General features: G+C 40.9%; 12 protein-coding genes. All 12 read left to right on the forward strand.

What is annotated here, in order from left to right; translation table 11 throughout:
* Positions 1-56 precede the first annotated feature (56 nt).
* The 12 genes from B9T62_RS36165 to B9T62_RS36225 all read left to right on the forward strand — a co-directional run bounded on the left by B9T62_RS36165 (position 57) and on the right by B9T62_RS36225 (position 15,576).
* A complete protein-coding gene (locus tag B9T62_RS36165) occupies positions 57-680 on the forward strand; it encodes a type 1 glutamine amidotransferase family protein (RefSeq protein ID WP_087919671.1) in 624 nt (207 codons plus the stop codon).
* 91 nt (positions 681-771) lie between these two features.
* The gene (locus tag B9T62_RS36170; protein ID WP_245864231.1) at positions 772-978 is read left to right on the forward strand and encodes a hypothetical protein; all 207 of its coding nucleotides are present in this window, start codon (positions 772-774) and stop codon (positions 976-978) included.
* A 97-nt stretch (positions 979-1,075) separates the two neighbouring features.
* Positions 1,076-1,366, forward strand: a complete 291-nt coding sequence (locus tag B9T62_RS36175) for a hypothetical protein (RefSeq protein ID WP_087919672.1) — start codon at positions 1,076-1,078, stop codon at positions 1,364-1,366.
* 785 nt (positions 1,367-2,151) lie between these two features.
* The gene (locus tag B9T62_RS36185; protein ID WP_087919674.1) at positions 2,152-3,582 is read left to right on the forward strand and encodes a hypothetical protein; all 1,431 of its coding nucleotides are present in this window, start codon (positions 2,152-2,154) and stop codon (positions 3,580-3,582) included.
* Between the two features lie 453 nt (positions 3,583-4,035).
* On the forward strand, positions 4,036-4,386 hold the full coding sequence (locus tag B9T62_RS36190; RefSeq protein WP_087919675.1) for an AAA family ATPase: 351 nt from the start codon (positions 4,036-4,038) through the stop codon (positions 4,384-4,386).
* A gap of 313 nt (positions 4,387-4,699) precedes the next feature.
* Positions 4,700-5,518: a DNA adenine methylase gene (locus B9T62_RS36195; RefSeq protein ID WP_087919676.1), complete on the forward strand. Its 819-nt coding sequence runs from the start codon at positions 4,700-4,702 to the stop codon at positions 5,516-5,518.
* Positions 5,519-5,558: 40 nt separating this feature from the next.
* A complete protein-coding gene (locus B9T62_RS36200) occupies positions 5,559-8,711 on the forward strand; it encodes an Eco57I restriction-modification methylase domain-containing protein (RefSeq protein WP_087919677.1) in 3,153 nt (1,050 codons plus the stop codon).
* A gap of 918 nt (positions 8,712-9,629) precedes the next feature.
* The gene (locus B9T62_RS41090; RefSeq protein ID WP_245864232.1) at positions 9,630-9,809 is read left to right on the forward strand and encodes an aspartyl-phosphate phosphatase Spo0E family protein; all 180 of its coding nucleotides are present in this window, start codon (positions 9,630-9,632) and stop codon (positions 9,807-9,809) included.
* A 29-nt stretch (positions 9,810-9,838) separates the two neighbouring features.
* The gene (locus tag B9T62_RS41095; RefSeq protein ID WP_245864234.1) at positions 9,839-10,126 is read left to right on the forward strand and encodes a hypothetical protein; all 288 of its coding nucleotides are present in this window, start codon (positions 9,839-9,841) and stop codon (positions 10,124-10,126) included.
* 331 nt (positions 10,127-10,457) lie between these two features.
* Complete coding sequence (locus B9T62_RS36215; RefSeq protein ID WP_245864235.1) at positions 10,458-10,970, forward strand: nuclease-related domain-containing protein; 513 nt, start codon at positions 10,458-10,460, stop codon at positions 10,968-10,970.
* A gap of 33 nt (positions 10,971-11,003) precedes the next feature.
* Entirely contained in the window at positions 11,004-13,190 is a 2,187-nt protein-coding gene (locus B9T62_RS36220; protein WP_087919678.1) for an McrB family protein, read from the forward strand.
* The gene (locus tag B9T62_RS36225; protein ID WP_087919679.1) at positions 13,162-15,576 is read left to right on the forward strand and encodes a restriction endonuclease-like protein; all 2,415 of its coding nucleotides are present in this window, start codon (positions 13,162-13,164) and stop codon (positions 15,574-15,576) included. Before B9T62_RS36220 ends, B9T62_RS36225 begins: the two co-directional genes overlap by 29 nt.
* Positions 15,577-15,678 lie beyond the last annotated feature (102 nt).

A 15,678-nucleotide genomic window follows, 5' to 3' on the forward strand; every position in this document is an offset into this window, starting at 1 on the left:
CAGATGTCAGTGGAGCTGTTTTATTATGGAGGTAATCATTGAAGGAGGAGTTACGAATGAATAATACGGTATATCTATATGTGTTCGACACCATGGCAGACTGGGAAATAGGGTACTTAACTGCCGAACTGAACTCGGGAAGATATTATAAGAAGGAGCAGGCCTCATCTAGAATAGTTACCATAGCAAATGAAAAGACGCTTGTAACCACAATGGGTGGACTAAAAATAATGCCTGACATCAATCTGAAGGAGTGCAGCATGGCAAGCACAGATACATTGATTTTACCCGGTGGAGATACATGGACCGAAGCCATTCACGAGCCCATCCTCCAAATCGCCCGGAAATGTATACAGGAAGATATATTAGTTGCAGCGATTTGTGGGGCTACAGTGGCGCTTGCCCAGGCAGGATTACTGAATTCACGCCCGCATACAAGTAATGATCTGGAGTACCTCAAAATGATCTGTCCCGCCTACACCGGCGAAGAGTTCTACATAAAGCAACCTGTTGTAACTGATGGAAAGCTGATTACGGCATCTGGAATAGCCCCGTTGGAATTCACTGTACATGTCTTGAAAGCCCTGGGGGTGTTTGATTCTCAAACCTTAGATGCCTGGTATAGTCTTTATAAGACCCAGGAAGCTAAGTATTTCTATGAGTTGATGAAATCTGAGTAGTTAATGAAGATCGCCCTCTCTTCACGGAGAGGGTGTTTCTGTTTGTCTGGCCAGATATAGCAGTACACATTTTCTGGGCGCCTATAAGTGAATGTTCTGCGATAGGAAGGAGATTCCACACTGGTTTGAGCAGGAAGATGATGATGTTTTTATTCAGGCATCCGTTGAGCCAAGCGGATTATCATTTTATACGCAGATGAATAAGAGCGATTGGGATTCTTGGATAGAAAGGTTTAAATCAGAAGCAACAAAAGTATTAGGTTTTGACGTTGGTGAACCGGAAGATGGGTTTATGTAAAAGTTATATGTACTCAACACCTATTTACTATGCAGAGCATGCCAGCTTCACTGTAAAGGTTAATTAGCTGATATGGACCGATAAGGAGGATAATGACATGTCTGTTCCCTCTGTTTCTAGACCATTGCTTTGGTGGTGTGCCGTGTTGACGGTCATTATCCTCTTTGGCGTTTTTGTCTACCGTACAGGGTCCGCCCTGTATCACAATCATCAATTACGTAAGGATTTCTCTTCTGCGGCAACTGCCAGTCCCTATCAACAAGGAATTCCGCTGGAGAAAATGGACCTAAACACGTATAGCCCCTATTTTCCTGGCATTTCTGCAGAGCCCGCTTTTTCGTTAACGCATCGTATAGAAGCGCCTGTTTACTTACAGTATTATACATAAATTCCAACCATCGAAACCGCTGTTGCCTTAGAAATTCCCAAGGGTACTATCATTGTAGCAATTCCGGAAGGAACACAAGGCTCCTCATTTTACGAGTTAGGGTATGGCTATACCAGCTATCCTACTTATGAGAAGGGGTGGCGGTATGTCCGCCCGTTCAAGACGATAGAGGATTTAAGCTCTGCATTGGAGCGAAGAGTATTATTATGTGAAGATGGACAGCTTAGAGGCTGTATTGGACAAAGCTATTAGAGCAAACAAGCCTTTTCGTGCCGCTGTACGTCAGCAAAATTGGACCCTAGATCGGGGAAAGCATATATTTGCACGATATATTGATGACGTACTGTATCAGAATGGAGCGTACCTTTCGCCCGATTTGTTCTATCGGATCGTTGACCGCTGGAATATCATGTTGCTTGGTGCAATGGGAATTATCACCTTTTTCCTGCTTAGGCCAAGTTTAAGGTTTCCCCGAATTCGGAGATAGAAAGACATTATGGGCTACATGTTTGAGAAACCGATGATGATAAGACATTCATGAAGAACTTATATGAAGTTTTATTTTTGCGTACTGGTCAAAGACAGTACGTCATTTATCTTTTTGCTGAATTTTAATCATTTCAATGGGGGAACAATGATATGTTATTTATGTGTATTCATATAATTAGTAGTACTACGAGTATTATTTAATAAAAATATACGCCCTTTGGTTTATTACAAAAATTTACTATCAAATAAAAAGTATGATACTATATTTAGATATAATAACGAAAAGGGTGGGGTATATGGCTATCTCGGTATGCGATTTTCTAGGAATTGAAAAACATAAATTTGATTCTACTGGAGCGTTTGATGCAATACTGGATGTTGATAGCAAAATGTTCATTGACCCCCACCTGCTATCAGCTTGTGAAGTGCCGGAATTCCAGAATTCTTACGAAAAAGTGAGACAAAGGTTTACAGACATACTGAAAATATTGAGACACTCCAAAGAAAAAGGAGATGTATTTTGGAGACGGGCTGAAATATATTTTAAATTCCCAGAAGTTAAAGGGTTGTGCATAGGCTATTCCAATAGAGGTACTAGCGGGAGTGCTATTGGTCCAGGTTTAAGAGAAAGATTGCTCGAGACGGCAAAAAGCATAATCGACAGTGGTATTGAAGAACCAGAAATATTTGAGTTGGTAGGGTTGTTTGAAAGTAATATTGGTCCTGATCGACTTAGCGATATTACAGCAAATATAATTAGTGATGCTATACTTAACTACACTCAACGGATATTCTCTGAAATGGGTGTTGAAACTAGTGAGCAAATAATAGAAGGGGAAAATTACAAATTGGTAATGAACCCTCATAATAAAAGTGCAATTTTACTTTTGCCTAAAACCATTTTAAGAGATTTACCATTAGCATTTAGCTGGAGCGATATTGATATCGTATGCTCTCACAATGAAGAGCTAAGACATCGAGTGAATCAACTTATAGGCGATACATGGAAACAAGCCGTGAGTCAACAAAAGCAGTTTTTAAAGGAATTAATTTTAAAGGAACCTGGTTTGTTAGAAGATCTCATAACGCTTTACAAAGTTAAGCCACAAACTACTTATGATTATATAAATGATCCAGCAGGACAGGTGATATGGTACTACGCCTCTAAGGAAACTGTGCAAAAATATCCTCTAGAATTAAAAAAGGAAAACGTTGAGACGCCAGAAGATTTAATGGACTTTGTGATTACAGTATGCGATAAATATAAAGATTTAATTGAAAACAATGGATTGAATTCCTTGTTATATGATGGTGTGAAGCCAAAAAAAGAAGAGGCAGCTCAAAAACTTTTCTTTGGTATTGCTGATGCTTATTGTGCTGCTAATAATATTGATATTAGTAGAGAGGTGAATGGTGGAAGAGGCCCGGTGGATTTTAAATTTAGTAAGGGCTATAAAAATCGTGTTGTTGTAGAGTCGAAGCTAACTACAAATGGACAACTCTTACATGGATTTACTGTTCAAATAGCTGAGTATCAGAAAGCGGAAAAAACATTACATGGAATTTATCTTGTACTTGACAATGGCGGGCCAATAAAACGTATTACAGATTTAAAAGACTTAATTTTAAATTGCCAGCGAGAGGGGCTAAGGATGCCCATCGTTATCTTTATAGATGCTATGCCAAAACTTTCGGCTAGTCGGTATGAGCCCAAAGAAATCAATTGATTTGTATTTTGAGTAGTGCTGTAAGCTATATTAATAAACTACTTTAGTATTAGAACTTTTATAACTGATGCGATTATTGCTTGTATTCCTAAGTACTTTGAACTGTAAGCATCCGACATATGTCATTATCACACTTTAACAACCCGCAAAATCACCCCCTACCACGTAAATGAGGAAGAGATGGTGGCGTTGTTGGTGAGTAGTACTGCAGTGAAGAGAAATAGTATAAAACTTAGAATAAATTGGTGATATGAGTAAAGAGGAATGGACTTGATGTGGTGGGCTTTAGTTATTTAAAGAGAAGTCAACATGAAATTCCTTGTTGGGCTTCTTTTTTGTGCTTAATCAAATATTGACTGTCTTTTCGCTCTTGATTGCGTGTACCCTCCTTTATATTGAACTTTACTAAATTTCAGCAAAACAAACTAACTGAATTTAGAAAGGGTGTTGTCTGTGTGGCTCAAGCAATTATCTATCCGTGGATATCGCTCCTTCTCTGAAGACACCGGAATTGACTTCCCTTTATTCAGCAAAATGAATCTTATTATCGGCTCAAACAATATCGGCAAGTCTAATTTATGTCGCTTCATGGATCTCATCCGCCATAATACAAATGCTATCGTATTTCAGGGGGAGCAAGATTTATGGCAGCCTAACGTCGGTTCAATACACGCAGATATGGTTTTTGTTCAGGAGCATAATATAAGCCGAGTTATTCATTTGACTGTAGAGAGTGGGATTTATCGGGGATGGCTGAACGCTGCTTCTAATCATGGTTGTTTATTGAAATCTTCCGATGCATAGACTGAGGTAGCTAGCAATTATAACCTTGTTTTCATACGAAAACCCTCTCTAAGTATACCCCTTTCCTTATGTTAAACATAAACTTTTTCTGAGTGTCTAAAGGTGAGTATGAAATATTTGGGAATAAGGGTTGGGAACTTTTTTATTAGGTTTTTGGCCTGGGAAAAGAACGTAAGTTCCTAAATTTGTAGTGATGTGATATCATTTATACATGAAGTTAAGCTCTAAGTTCTATATCTATTAACTAATAGATTTTTCTTGGGAAATAAGTGTTTAGCGGAAAATACACAAAAATTTTAACCAAGGTGGGAATATGACAAAATCTCCTTTACGATATCCAGGGGCTAAAAAAAAGGTGTTAGATCGATTTCTCCCCTTCTGGAAAAAAGAACATATAGAATATCGAGACGTTTTTGTAGGAGGGGGATCTACTTTCTTTGGGAAGCCTCTTTCTACACTAAATTGGATAAATGATTTTGATAGTGAAGTTGCAGAATTATATGTAGTTATGCGTGATCAACCAGAGGAATTATGTGAATTGATAATGAATACTATACCCACAGTTGAATTATGGCGTGAAATTAAACAACAGGAATATCAAACCTCTCTTGAAAAAGGCTTTAGAACCTTCTTTTTGAATCGGACTAATTTCAGTGGAATCTTGAAAGGTAATCCAATTGGAGGTATAAACCAACAAAGTATTTATAAAATAGATTGTCGATGGAATCCTAAAGCTTTATGCGATCAAGTCCGGAATTGTCATCGTATGTTACAAAATATTCGTATAACAGCATTAGATTTTGAAGAAGTTATTCAAGAACCTGGAGACTCTGTGCTTATGTACTTAGATCCTCCATATTACCATAAGGGGAACTTACTATATAGAGTTGGAATGAGTAATCAAGATCATGAACGTTTAGCAAGAAATTTGCAAGAAACAAATCATGACTTTTTTATCACGTACGATGATTGCGCTGAAGTTAGAGGACTGTACGAAGATTGGGCTTATCTTTACCCGGCTTCATGGTTTTACAGTAGTTCTAATAAAAAAACAAGAGAAGTTGGCAAAGAACTTTTTATCTCAAATTATCCAATTGAAGAGCAATTGGAGATGTTGTTGTTGAGAACATAGACTTAATGTAATCAAATTAAAGAATTAGGAGATGCATAAAGTGTATCAAGTATTATTTGATAGGTTACGCCAAGCAAGAGTTAATTGGCAGAATGAAGAGGAACTTCGTATCGGTTGGATAAAAGAATTTTCTCAAGCATTGAACATTGAGATGCAAGCGGAGCGTCAAAGACAAGATTCAAGTTATAATAATGTGATTATTGAATTTAAGTCGCCTGGTCTTTTTCACGGAAAAAAAAGCAGCTCGGCTTTTATTCAAGCAATGAACGAACGTTTGCAACCTTATATTTTACGTAAAGCTCTACATGAAGGGATTTCTCCAGAAGATTATATCGGAATAGCTACTGATGGAGACCATATTTGTTTTGCTCGTATAAGTAATAACAAGATTATTTATGGAGACCTTCTCACCTTTTCGTTAGCATCAGTAACCATGGTTGGAACTGCTCTACAGGATTCTTTCAGACGCGCAATAACCGTGACTAATTTAGTAGATGACTTTGGAGTATCATCAAGTATTGGCATTCAACTGATGCAAACACTAGCAGATGCATTAAGTCTTAGCATTTGTCAAAGCGAACATAATAAAATTAAAATGATCTTTGAAGAATGGCGGACATTATTTGGGCAAGTTGCTGATTTAACTCAGGCACAACGAGTACAAATCGGAAAAGTAATTCAATTTCAATTATCTCCAGCATTTCCACAAGATTTGGTTATACCCGGAAGTCTTTTTATTATTCATACTTACAATTCACTTATAATTAAGCTGTTAGCTGCGGAAGTAGTGTCTGCTCATGGATTATCAAATAGAGACGTATTCTCCCAAACAATAGCTACATATTCTGATAATATGCTATTGCATGAGCTAAATGAACAAATTGAAAAGGGATTTCTTTTTGATTCTGCGGGTATTAAGGGGTTCATTGAAGAAGCTATTTTCAGTTGGTATATAGACACTTGTGAACTACCTGAGTATAAGGCAACTATCTTAACATTGATTAGAGGAATATTGATAAAAATATCCTTCTATAGAACAGATACACTCACTGAAATGAGGACCAGGGATGTTTTAAAGGGATTCTACCAGAATCTAGTTCCAGATGCATTAAGAAAGTCATTAGGTGAATTTTATACTCCTGACTGGCTTGTGGAATTCACTCTAAATAAGCTGGAGTCTCCTCAATGGTTGACTGACCGCATTTTAGATCCGACTTGTGGCTCGGGATCATTCTTACTTGGTGCGATTAGACGTATAAGATCCTATGCAGTTACAGTCGGTATTAAAGATGAAGATTTAATTGGCATATTAACCGAAAATGTATGGGGTTTTGACCTTAACCCGCTAGCAGTACAGACATCAAGAGTTAATTACTTAATTGCCATTGCTGATTTACTCCAGTCGTCTCCAGGGAAAGTTATTGAGTTACCAATTTTACTAGCAGATGCAATATACTCTCCTGCTCGTCAACCCAATCATGAAAATGAAGTTGTTACTTATACTATAGGTAGTGAAGTTGCAAACTTAGAGATCGTGATTCCAGCGGAGCTAGCTTTTGATCGACAAAGATTGGATCGAATATTTATTTTAATGAGTGAAATGGTTAATAATGATTCTGCCTATACTAAGGTGAAAGAAAAATTAGTGTTGGCTGGACTTATTAATCAAGAAGAATCCGTCCATTGGGACGAACCTTTATGCGATACATACAATCAAATTCTTGAACTCCATAAAAGAAACTGGAATGGAATATGGTTCAGAATAGTACGGAACTTTTTTTGGTCTATCACAGCGGGTTCTTTTCAAATAGTAGTTGGAAACCCTCCATGGGTCCGTTGGTCTAATCTCCCTGAATTATATCGCAATAGAATTAAGCCTACATGTAAACAGTATGAAATATTTTCAAGTACGCCTCATCATGGTGGGAATGAGCTTGACGTTTCGGGAATGATAACTTATACCGTGGCTGATAAATGGTTAGCTCAGGAGGGACAGCTTGCATTCGTTATAACACAAGCCCATTTCCAAACTCCTTCATCGGAAGGATTTAGAAGTTTCTCAATTAATGAAATTGATCGTTTGATTCCGATATCGGTAGATGATTTTAAAGCTCTTAAACCATTTCAAGCAGCCAACAAAACTGCTGTTGCGCATTTTAGAAAGAAACAGTATCTTGAGCCAAATTATCCTGTACCATATGATGTTTGGAATGCAAAGATAGGGCAGCCAAAACTTATTCCCTCCAATATTTCTCTAGAAGAAGTAGAGGCTAGGATTCATTCAGTGCATTTAGAAGCGGTGCCGGTTAATGGTTTGCGTTCTCCATGGAGCATTCTTCCTCCTGGACGCTTTCAGGCTTTGAATAAAATTATGGGTATTAGCACTTGGGTTCGCGGTAGAAAAGGAGTCACTACTGATTTAAATGGAGTATATTTTGTTAGAATAATAAATCAAAATGAAACTTCAGGACTTGTTCAAATTGAAACCCGACCAGAGGCAGGGAAGAAAGATATTGGGGTCGCACAGAAATTTTGGATTGAACCTCATATGTTGTATCCACTTATTAAAGGGGCAGGGGATTTTTCTGAATGTAACTTATCTATAGAGGAAGAACTATTCGCTATAATCCCAAACCTCGGCGTAAATAAAAAAGATTGTGATGAGGCAGAATTAATGCTGGATACTATAGCTATTCGGACAAAAGACTACTTCCGATCTAATGAGCAACTATTACGTTCAAGATCGACTTGGAAACGTTATTTAAAGGATAAACCATATTATTCTATTTACAACGTAGGAGAGTATGCTTTTTCCCCTTATAAAGTAATATGGGCAGAGCAATCAAGTCGATTTAAAGCAGCAGTTGTTACTGGGGAAAATGTGCCGCTGATTGGTAATAGACCCTTTGTTCCTGACCATAAGGTGTTTTATGTGGCATGTTGGAATTCAAATGAGGCCTATTATCTATGTGGTCTACTTAACTCTAATATAGTTAAAGAATATGTTGAGTCTCATGTTGTTTCCATAAATGTAGGTAATATCTTTAAACATATGAATTTATTGGAGTTTGATCAAGAAAATCAAGATCATCTTGCCCTGGCAAGGCTTGTAGAGGAAGCTCATCGGTGTAGTAGCGAAGAATTGTTAATAAAAATTAGAGATACTGCAGATCGTATACTCATTCCAAATTAATTAGAACAGAGCATTACTATATTCAAAAAAACACTTCAGAATAGACGGAAAGCTTTGAAAATCTAAAATTGTATTTTAAAGAGTTTAATGAAGACAAACGATGTAGTAGTGTGTTAGAAACAAGGATATAAAATCCTGTCATTTAGCAAACAGCTGCTTTAGTAGAAAACGTTGACACATTTCCCTAGGGGAAGAGGAAACGTGATGATCTGGCATATCAAGTTGTTCAGTTAAGAAGATTGAATTACGATAAGCAACAAATTATCCATATACTATGCGGAGTCCAGGCTGTCGAGAAAGTTTCGATAGTCTGGTCTTTCTTTATTTATTAAGGGTATTATTTTGCTTCACAAAAGTGAGTTAGATGGATTCATAGAAAACACTAATTGGATTATAGCTCAATAAATGGTTCTATTATGGATATCGCATGATTGACATTACCAGCAAGCGGAACGAAGAATACAAGTTTTGGACCGGGTAAGCCGGAGTACAGAATTTTTCAACTACAGTTATCTCCAATAATTTATTTACAAATATATCCCAACTACTCCCCCAACAGAAACCTCCAGCACTTTCGCAATGGCCACCACCTCATAATCCTGCTCGAGTCTATGTTGACCTTCCAATCTTGATAACTGGTTGGGCAAATGTCTAAGCCGAAGGTTTGCAACTTGGAAATGAATTTTCTTTTCTGTAGATGGGTATAGAAATTCTAATGCGTCCATTAGTTTATTTTAATTTAATTCGATATTCGTATTAAAATAACATTTTCTTCGCATACAATTTGGTTATATTGTGAGGTGATACCGAAATGAAGCATCGAAAAGAGTCTCCGGGTGACAAAAATTTCATTGGAGTGCGAGTTGTAGCCATTTGAAAAGCTAATGATAATAGCTTTGCCAGAAAGGTGAGGATGCAATGCACAATCTGACGCACAAATATGAAGAGGAGAAGCACAAGTTGAATGAACTCGGACAGCGGTCACTGGAGCAGGGAATTCCGTTAAGCACCAATGAGGCGCTTCAGGCTCAGAGTCGTAGAGTGGATGAGCTTATTAATCAGATGTATCAAGAAAAGAACAGATATTCACATGCGTAACGTTAAACTTCTATCTTGGAGGAGATGTGGTGAGCTTTCCAGCATGGTTTATACAGACGATTCAAGGTCGATTGAATGAGGTAACTGCACAGATCGAACATCAGTCCAAGCCTAGACAAGCTTTTGAAGAAGAGCGCAAAGCTTTTCAAGCGCTGTTTGCCTCCATGGATATTGCACGTAAGCCAGAGTTTGAGTATTGGGAGGATAAGCTTTCTTTAAAGCAATCCGTTCTTTATGAGCGTCTATATCTACAAGGGCTCAAGGATGGAATGCAGCTTGCTAATGCATTTGCTGCACCTTCTGTTCTCTCTGATTAAGACGGAATCCAAGGTATACGTTAACTTTATGTTGGGGCTGTCCATGCGACAGTCCTTTTTTCTTGTGTGCATGTTGGGAAGGTAAACCTTCCCATATTGTCGAATATCCATACATATTGTAAATCTAGATGATACGAGGTTTTGCTATGTTTAAAGCGCTATTATCTTTCTTCAAAAAATCTGACTCAAAGCCGCCACAGGCTGTGCGTAAGGCAACGACTCCAAAGCCGAAACCGAAGATTGCCTCCACACGAATTGGAGAGTTGGGCGAACATAAAATCAATATCCAACTGGACAGCTACCTAAGGAGTGTAAATCGTTAAGCGATCTAATGCTCCCTAATTCCAAGTCTCGAACAGGTTACACCCAGATTGATCATATCGTTATTTCCCCGTATTGCTTATTTGTCATTGAGACGAAAAACTACAATGGAGAAATTAAAGGTGGGCGAACGGATCAGCAATGGTCAGTGAGCAACCGTTACAAGATGTATAATCCGCTGAAGCAAAACTATGGACATATCAAGGCCATCGAGAGTCTGTTAAAAAGTGTAGCAGCAGTTAAATTTATCTCTATGGTTTCATTCACAATGAGATGTCGGTTCAGTATTGATCCTGAGCTTCGGAAGATCCATTCGGACGAACTGGTTGTCTATGATGTGGAACTAAGTGAGTTTATCTCAAGGAAGCTGGTCAGTTTGAAAACGGGGACTCCTGAACCTTCTATTTCTGCGGCGCAGGCCCAAACCATATATGATCATTTGGTTCAGGCTAATATCACCGATGCTGAGATTCGCAAGCTTCATGTACAGAGAATAAAGGGGAACAACACGAAGCATCAGTAAGATACATATCATTGGAATAAGGGAGTTAACATAATGATTAAACAACTACGAAGCTGGTGGAAAGATACAGAGATTCCTAATCTAATTGGTCGTAAGAAAGTGGATTTCTCCATCTTTAGTGATGGTACTCATATTCCTGGGGAGTTTCATCCGAATTTTATGGAGGCTAATCAAGGTCAACAACCAAACTTAGGCAAAGGGCTGAAGGTTAAGCTGATCTATGAAGATCAAACCTATGAAGCTATTTTAATTAAAATTAATCAAAAGTCTACGGGCCGAGAAGTGCTTCACCTCCGTTATAATGGAAATCAAAAGTTGAAGGATTTGATAATTGAAACCTTCAATCATTCCTATTCCTACATTATGCAAGAGAGAACGAATCAACTAGCAGATGATGCGAAGAAACCACAGGTTGTCGTTCCTGAAGATCAAGCAGAATACATAGATTTCTTTGCGACAGGAGCTCCTTTCGAATACCGGTTAGAGTTTATAACGCATCAGCCGAAGCCTAATGTATGGTGGGTAAATCAGGGAACCACCATACAAGCGGAGAAGGAAGAGGGAATTCTGTGGGCGCCCCTATTGAATACGCAAGGTCGAAAGCTATATCACTGGGAGACGATGAAGGAAGTTAAACAAGGAGATATCATCCTTCATTACTCAAATAAGGCTATTCGTTATGTTAGCCGCGTAACTGACGCAGCAGTAGAAGCGCCTAAACCAGGTTCTATGGCTAATACCAACTGGCAAGAGGATGGTCGGTTGCTTCGAACTAAGTATGTAGAACTCATTCCATCTATTGCGCTGCAACAGTTTAATCAGCAAACTATGCAACTGAATATAACCCAAGGGCCGCTCCATTCAGGAGGCGGAGTGAATCAAGGGTATTTGTTCCGCTTTTCAAGACAAGGGCTTAAAGTGCTTCAGTCGCTCACGCCAGAAGTGGATTGGCCTGATTTTACCATTCTAGATCAAGATGAGACTGCATCCAATACAGAGAGCTTGCAGGAGGTGATTCCTATTTTACCGCCATCAGATTCTACTATTACAACCATCCTCCACCAAATCCAATCCCAAATCCGCCGTCAAGGCTTCTTCTTCCCAGAACACCTCATCGAGAACTTCTACCTCTCGCTAAAGACTAAGCCTTTTGTCATTCTGGCGGGCATATCGGGTACGGGGAAGACGCGGCTGGTGAAGCTGTTTGCGGAGGCGCTTGGGGCGACGAGGGATAACGGTCAGTTTACCTTGATTCCGGTGCGGCCCGATTGGAGTGATCCTGCGGATCTGCTGGGGTATAAGGACCTTTCGGGCAGATACCAGCCTGGTCCGATTACGAAGGTATTAGTGGATGCGCGGCAGCCGGAGAATCGGCATAAGCCTTATTTTATCTGCCTGGATGAGATGAATCTGGCACGGGTGGAGCATTATTTCAGTGATCTGTTAAGTGTGCTGGAAACGCAGGAGTGGCGGGAGGGGGAGATTCAGACGCAGGCGCTTATCTCTCCTATCTTGCTGGATACGCCTGAGGATCAAGAGAACTATGGTGGACTTGGTATCCCGGAGAATGTGCTCTTGATCGGTACAGTGAACATGGACGAGACAACGCATCCTTTTAGCAAAAAAGTACTCGACCGCGCCAACACGCTGGAGTTCAATTACATTAATCTACAGCAGTATCCGCAAGGGACGGGGCAGGAGGCGGGCGATCTTGCTGATCTTACTGCACTGAATCATCTCTTTGTCCGTTCTGATTATTTGCAGCTAGTGGATGCCTATGATACTCATAAAGAGCTCGTTGTCCGGACGACGGAGAGCCTGGTTAAGATTAATACACTGCTGGAGGACATCCACGCTCATGTGGGCTTCCGGGTCCGGGATGCGATTTGCTTCTATATGATTTATAACGAGCGCTACGGTCTGATGGATGAAGAAGAGGCGTTTGACTGGCAGCTGCTGCAAAAGATACTGCCACGAATCCAAGGTAGCCATTCTTCGGTTCGTCGGGTCCTGTTGAACTTGATGCAAGTGGCTCTTGGTACTGGATCTGGCGTTACACTAAGCCTTCCAGATCTCATGGACGATGTAACTCCGCTCTATATGAGATGGGCTGCTGGGCAGACTCCGCCTGCGGCCAAGCATCCGCAAAGTGCCCGTAAATTGGCTTTTATGCTTAGGAGGCTGGAGGAAGATGGATTCACTTCATACTGGCTCTCTTAATCAGGCAGTAGAATTGCTCCGTATCGAAACGGAGCTTTTTACACTTTTTCTTCAAGGACGGCCTTATCATCCTACTGTAGAGACATTACAGCTTCATCGCTCTTCGGACCACGAATGGGTGAATGCTCAGCTTGGGATTACATGCTCCGAACGGCTTGGTGAGGTACAGATTAAGGTGTTCTCGCCTGAAGCCTACGGGATGGTAGACTGGCAGCCGGGGGAGTCGTCCTTTCCTTGCTTCTATGAGACTCAGTCGTATGAACTGGTGATTCAGAACAAGACAACGGCTAAGCTTTCCTTTTACCATGAGAATGTGCTGCTTCGGCAGGCGGTTAAGCCTCTAGGTGAATCTATTCTTGCGGGTGTTCTGAACTTTGGGAATGAGGTTGGTTTGACGGAATGGGAGATTCGCAGCGCGGGACAGACTTTGCTGCGGGTGGAGATGGAGATTTTCCCCTCGAAGATGGATTATAAGCTGGATTATCAGAATATTCTGAATGAAGTGAATGAGCAGATTTATAATTTGGCCTTTGACTTTCTGCGCCGAACCTACCAGCTAACAGGCCTGCGGGAGACGCAGTATCAGAGCCTGACGGAGTTCTTCACCCTACTACAGCATATCTTTAGACAGCTCTTGGATGCCATCGAGCGGATTAACAAGAATCCTAATTACGCTCTGCTCCAGAACCGCCAGCTAATGGATGCCAATCGGGTCAAAAAGGCAGGAAGAGAGAACATCCGCGAGCTCACGAAGCATCCCGAACGATTGAGAGAAGCTGAGAGCAATGGATTCTTAAGGGTCAACGGTCAGAATTACACAGCAACGCACTTAATGGAGACCCGCAAACGCCTCTCCTATGATACGAATGAGAACCGGTTCATCCGCTGGATGCTGGAACGTATTCATGGGAAGCTGAAGGAGCTTAAGTCTCGCTGGAAGATGAATAGCCGAACCCCAGATCCATTACTTATCAAAAGGTTAGACGCCATGCTCATCCAGCTAGAGCGGGTGCTCAAGATGGATTTCTTGCGTGAGGCTGGAGTGCTGAAGCAGATGTCCGTTACGCTTGTGCTGCAGATGGCCCCCGGATATCGCGAGGTCTACCGCTGTTATCTGATGCTGCTTAAAGGCCTGTCTATCCAAGGCGACCTGTTCCGCTTATCCATGAAGGATGTCGCTCAGCTCTATGAGTATTGGTGCTTCTTGAAGTTGAATCAGCTCCTGGGGCAGAAGTATAAGCTGGTGAAGCAGGATATTATTAAGGTGAATCGGAACGGTATTTTTGTTACGCTTGATCGCTCGCAGAGCGCTAAGATGGTTTACGAGAATCCGGTTAACGGAGAGCAGTTCATCCTGTATTATAATACGATTCCTAGCTCGGATAAGACCCCGACGCTCAGTCAGCGCCCGGATAATGTGCTGACACTGAAGAAGAAGGATGCCGGCACGATCAAAGAGTACAAGTATGTATTCGATGCGAAATACCGCTTAAATCCGGCCTATGAGGGAACTTCCTATCAGCGGACTTATGGACAGCCTGGGCCTGAAGAGGATGACATCAATACAATGCACCGTTATCGGGATGCCATAGTGTATCAGGAGAAGGGCTCAGGAGAATATGAGCGAAGTATGTTTGGCGCTTATGTGTTATTTCCCTATCCAGATGAGGAGCGGTACAAGAGCCACCGATTCTACAAAAGCATTGAGCTATTGAATATTGGCGCTTTGCCGTTCCTACCGAATTCTACAAGCTTGGTGGAGCAATTCTTAGCTGAGATTATTCAGGATAGTCCCGAAAAAGCTTACGAACGCTCGACTCGCCCACGCGGTACGAAAGAATACTATGCCAATCAGCTTGCGGGCAAAAATATGCTTGTCGGTTCTGTTCGGGGACCGGAGCAGGTGAGGGTGGCATTGGAGCATTCTTTTTATCATGTGCCGTTAATGAACCTTTCAGATGTGAAGATTCTCACCCAGCTCGAATACGTGGCGATGTGCCAATCCAGAAAGAAGTTTACTGATCCCGCAAAAACAGGCATTCACTGGGTAGGCAAAGTGGCAGATTGGAAGGTGCTGCGGCGTAAGGAGATCAAGGAAGTCCCTTGTCGCCCGGGTACCGAAGAAGATCTGTACGTGCGATTTACGGTTGAGGGATGGAAGCGGTTGGCTGCTCCTATCGCACTTGGAGGACAAGGGGTCTATAGAGTGCTCTATACCAGTAAGTACATCCTGGACCGGGCCATAGAGATTGCGGAGCTTCGGCTTGAAACGGAGGAGGAGCTGCGTGAATGGCGTGAGAAGCGCCGAAAGGGCAGAGTGAAGGTGAAGCTGGATCATGAGCAGTATGTGGATTTAGGGAAGGTTGTGGAGGTACGGAATATTTAACGTTAGTGAAAAACCAGATCCTCACTATACCTTTTTACTATAACCAGATATTACTTTTAAGTGTTATGTAAATCATCTTCCTCCGTGCTAGAATCAAAGCAT

It is taken from the genome of Paenibacillus donghaensis (assembly GCF_002192415.1).
GTDB lineage: Bacteria > Bacillota > Bacilli > Paenibacillales > Paenibacillaceae > Paenibacillus_AQ > Paenibacillus_AQ donghaensis.

Excerpts from the sequence above, each read along its gene's own strand:
- B9T62_RS36175 (WP_087919672.1), top strand. The coding sequence starts at position 1,076 with ATGTCTGTTCCCTCTGTTTCTAGACCATTGCTTTGGTGGTGTGCCGTG.
- B9T62_RS36165 (WP_087919671.1), top strand. The coding sequence starts at position 57 with ATGAATAATACGGTATATCTATATGTGTTCGACACCATGGCAGACTGG.
- B9T62_RS36215 (WP_245864235.1), top strand. The coding sequence starts at position 10,458 with ATGCTCCCTAATTCCAAGTCTCGAACAGGTTACACCCAGATTGATCAT.
- B9T62_RS36225 (WP_087919679.1), top strand. The coding sequence starts at position 13,162 with ATGGATTCACTTCATACTGGCTCTCTTAATCAGGCAGTAGAATTGCTC.
- B9T62_RS36195 (WP_087919676.1), top strand. The coding sequence starts at position 4,700 with ATGACAAAATCTCCTTTACGATATCCAGGGGCTAAAAAAAAGGTGTTA.
- B9T62_RS41090 (WP_245864232.1), top strand. The coding sequence starts at position 9,630 with ATGCACAATCTGACGCACAAATATGAAGAGGAGAAGCACAAGTTGAAT.
- B9T62_RS36220 (WP_087919678.1), top strand. The coding sequence starts at position 11,004 with ATGATTAAACAACTACGAAGCTGGTGGAAAGATACAGAGATTCCTAAT.
- B9T62_RS36185 (WP_087919674.1), top strand. The coding sequence starts at position 2,152 with ATGGCTATCTCGGTATGCGATTTTCTAGGAATTGAAAAACATAAATTT.
- B9T62_RS36170 (WP_245864231.1), top strand. The coding sequence starts at position 772 with ATGTTCTGCGATAGGAAGGAGATTCCACACTGGTTTGAGCAGGAAGAT.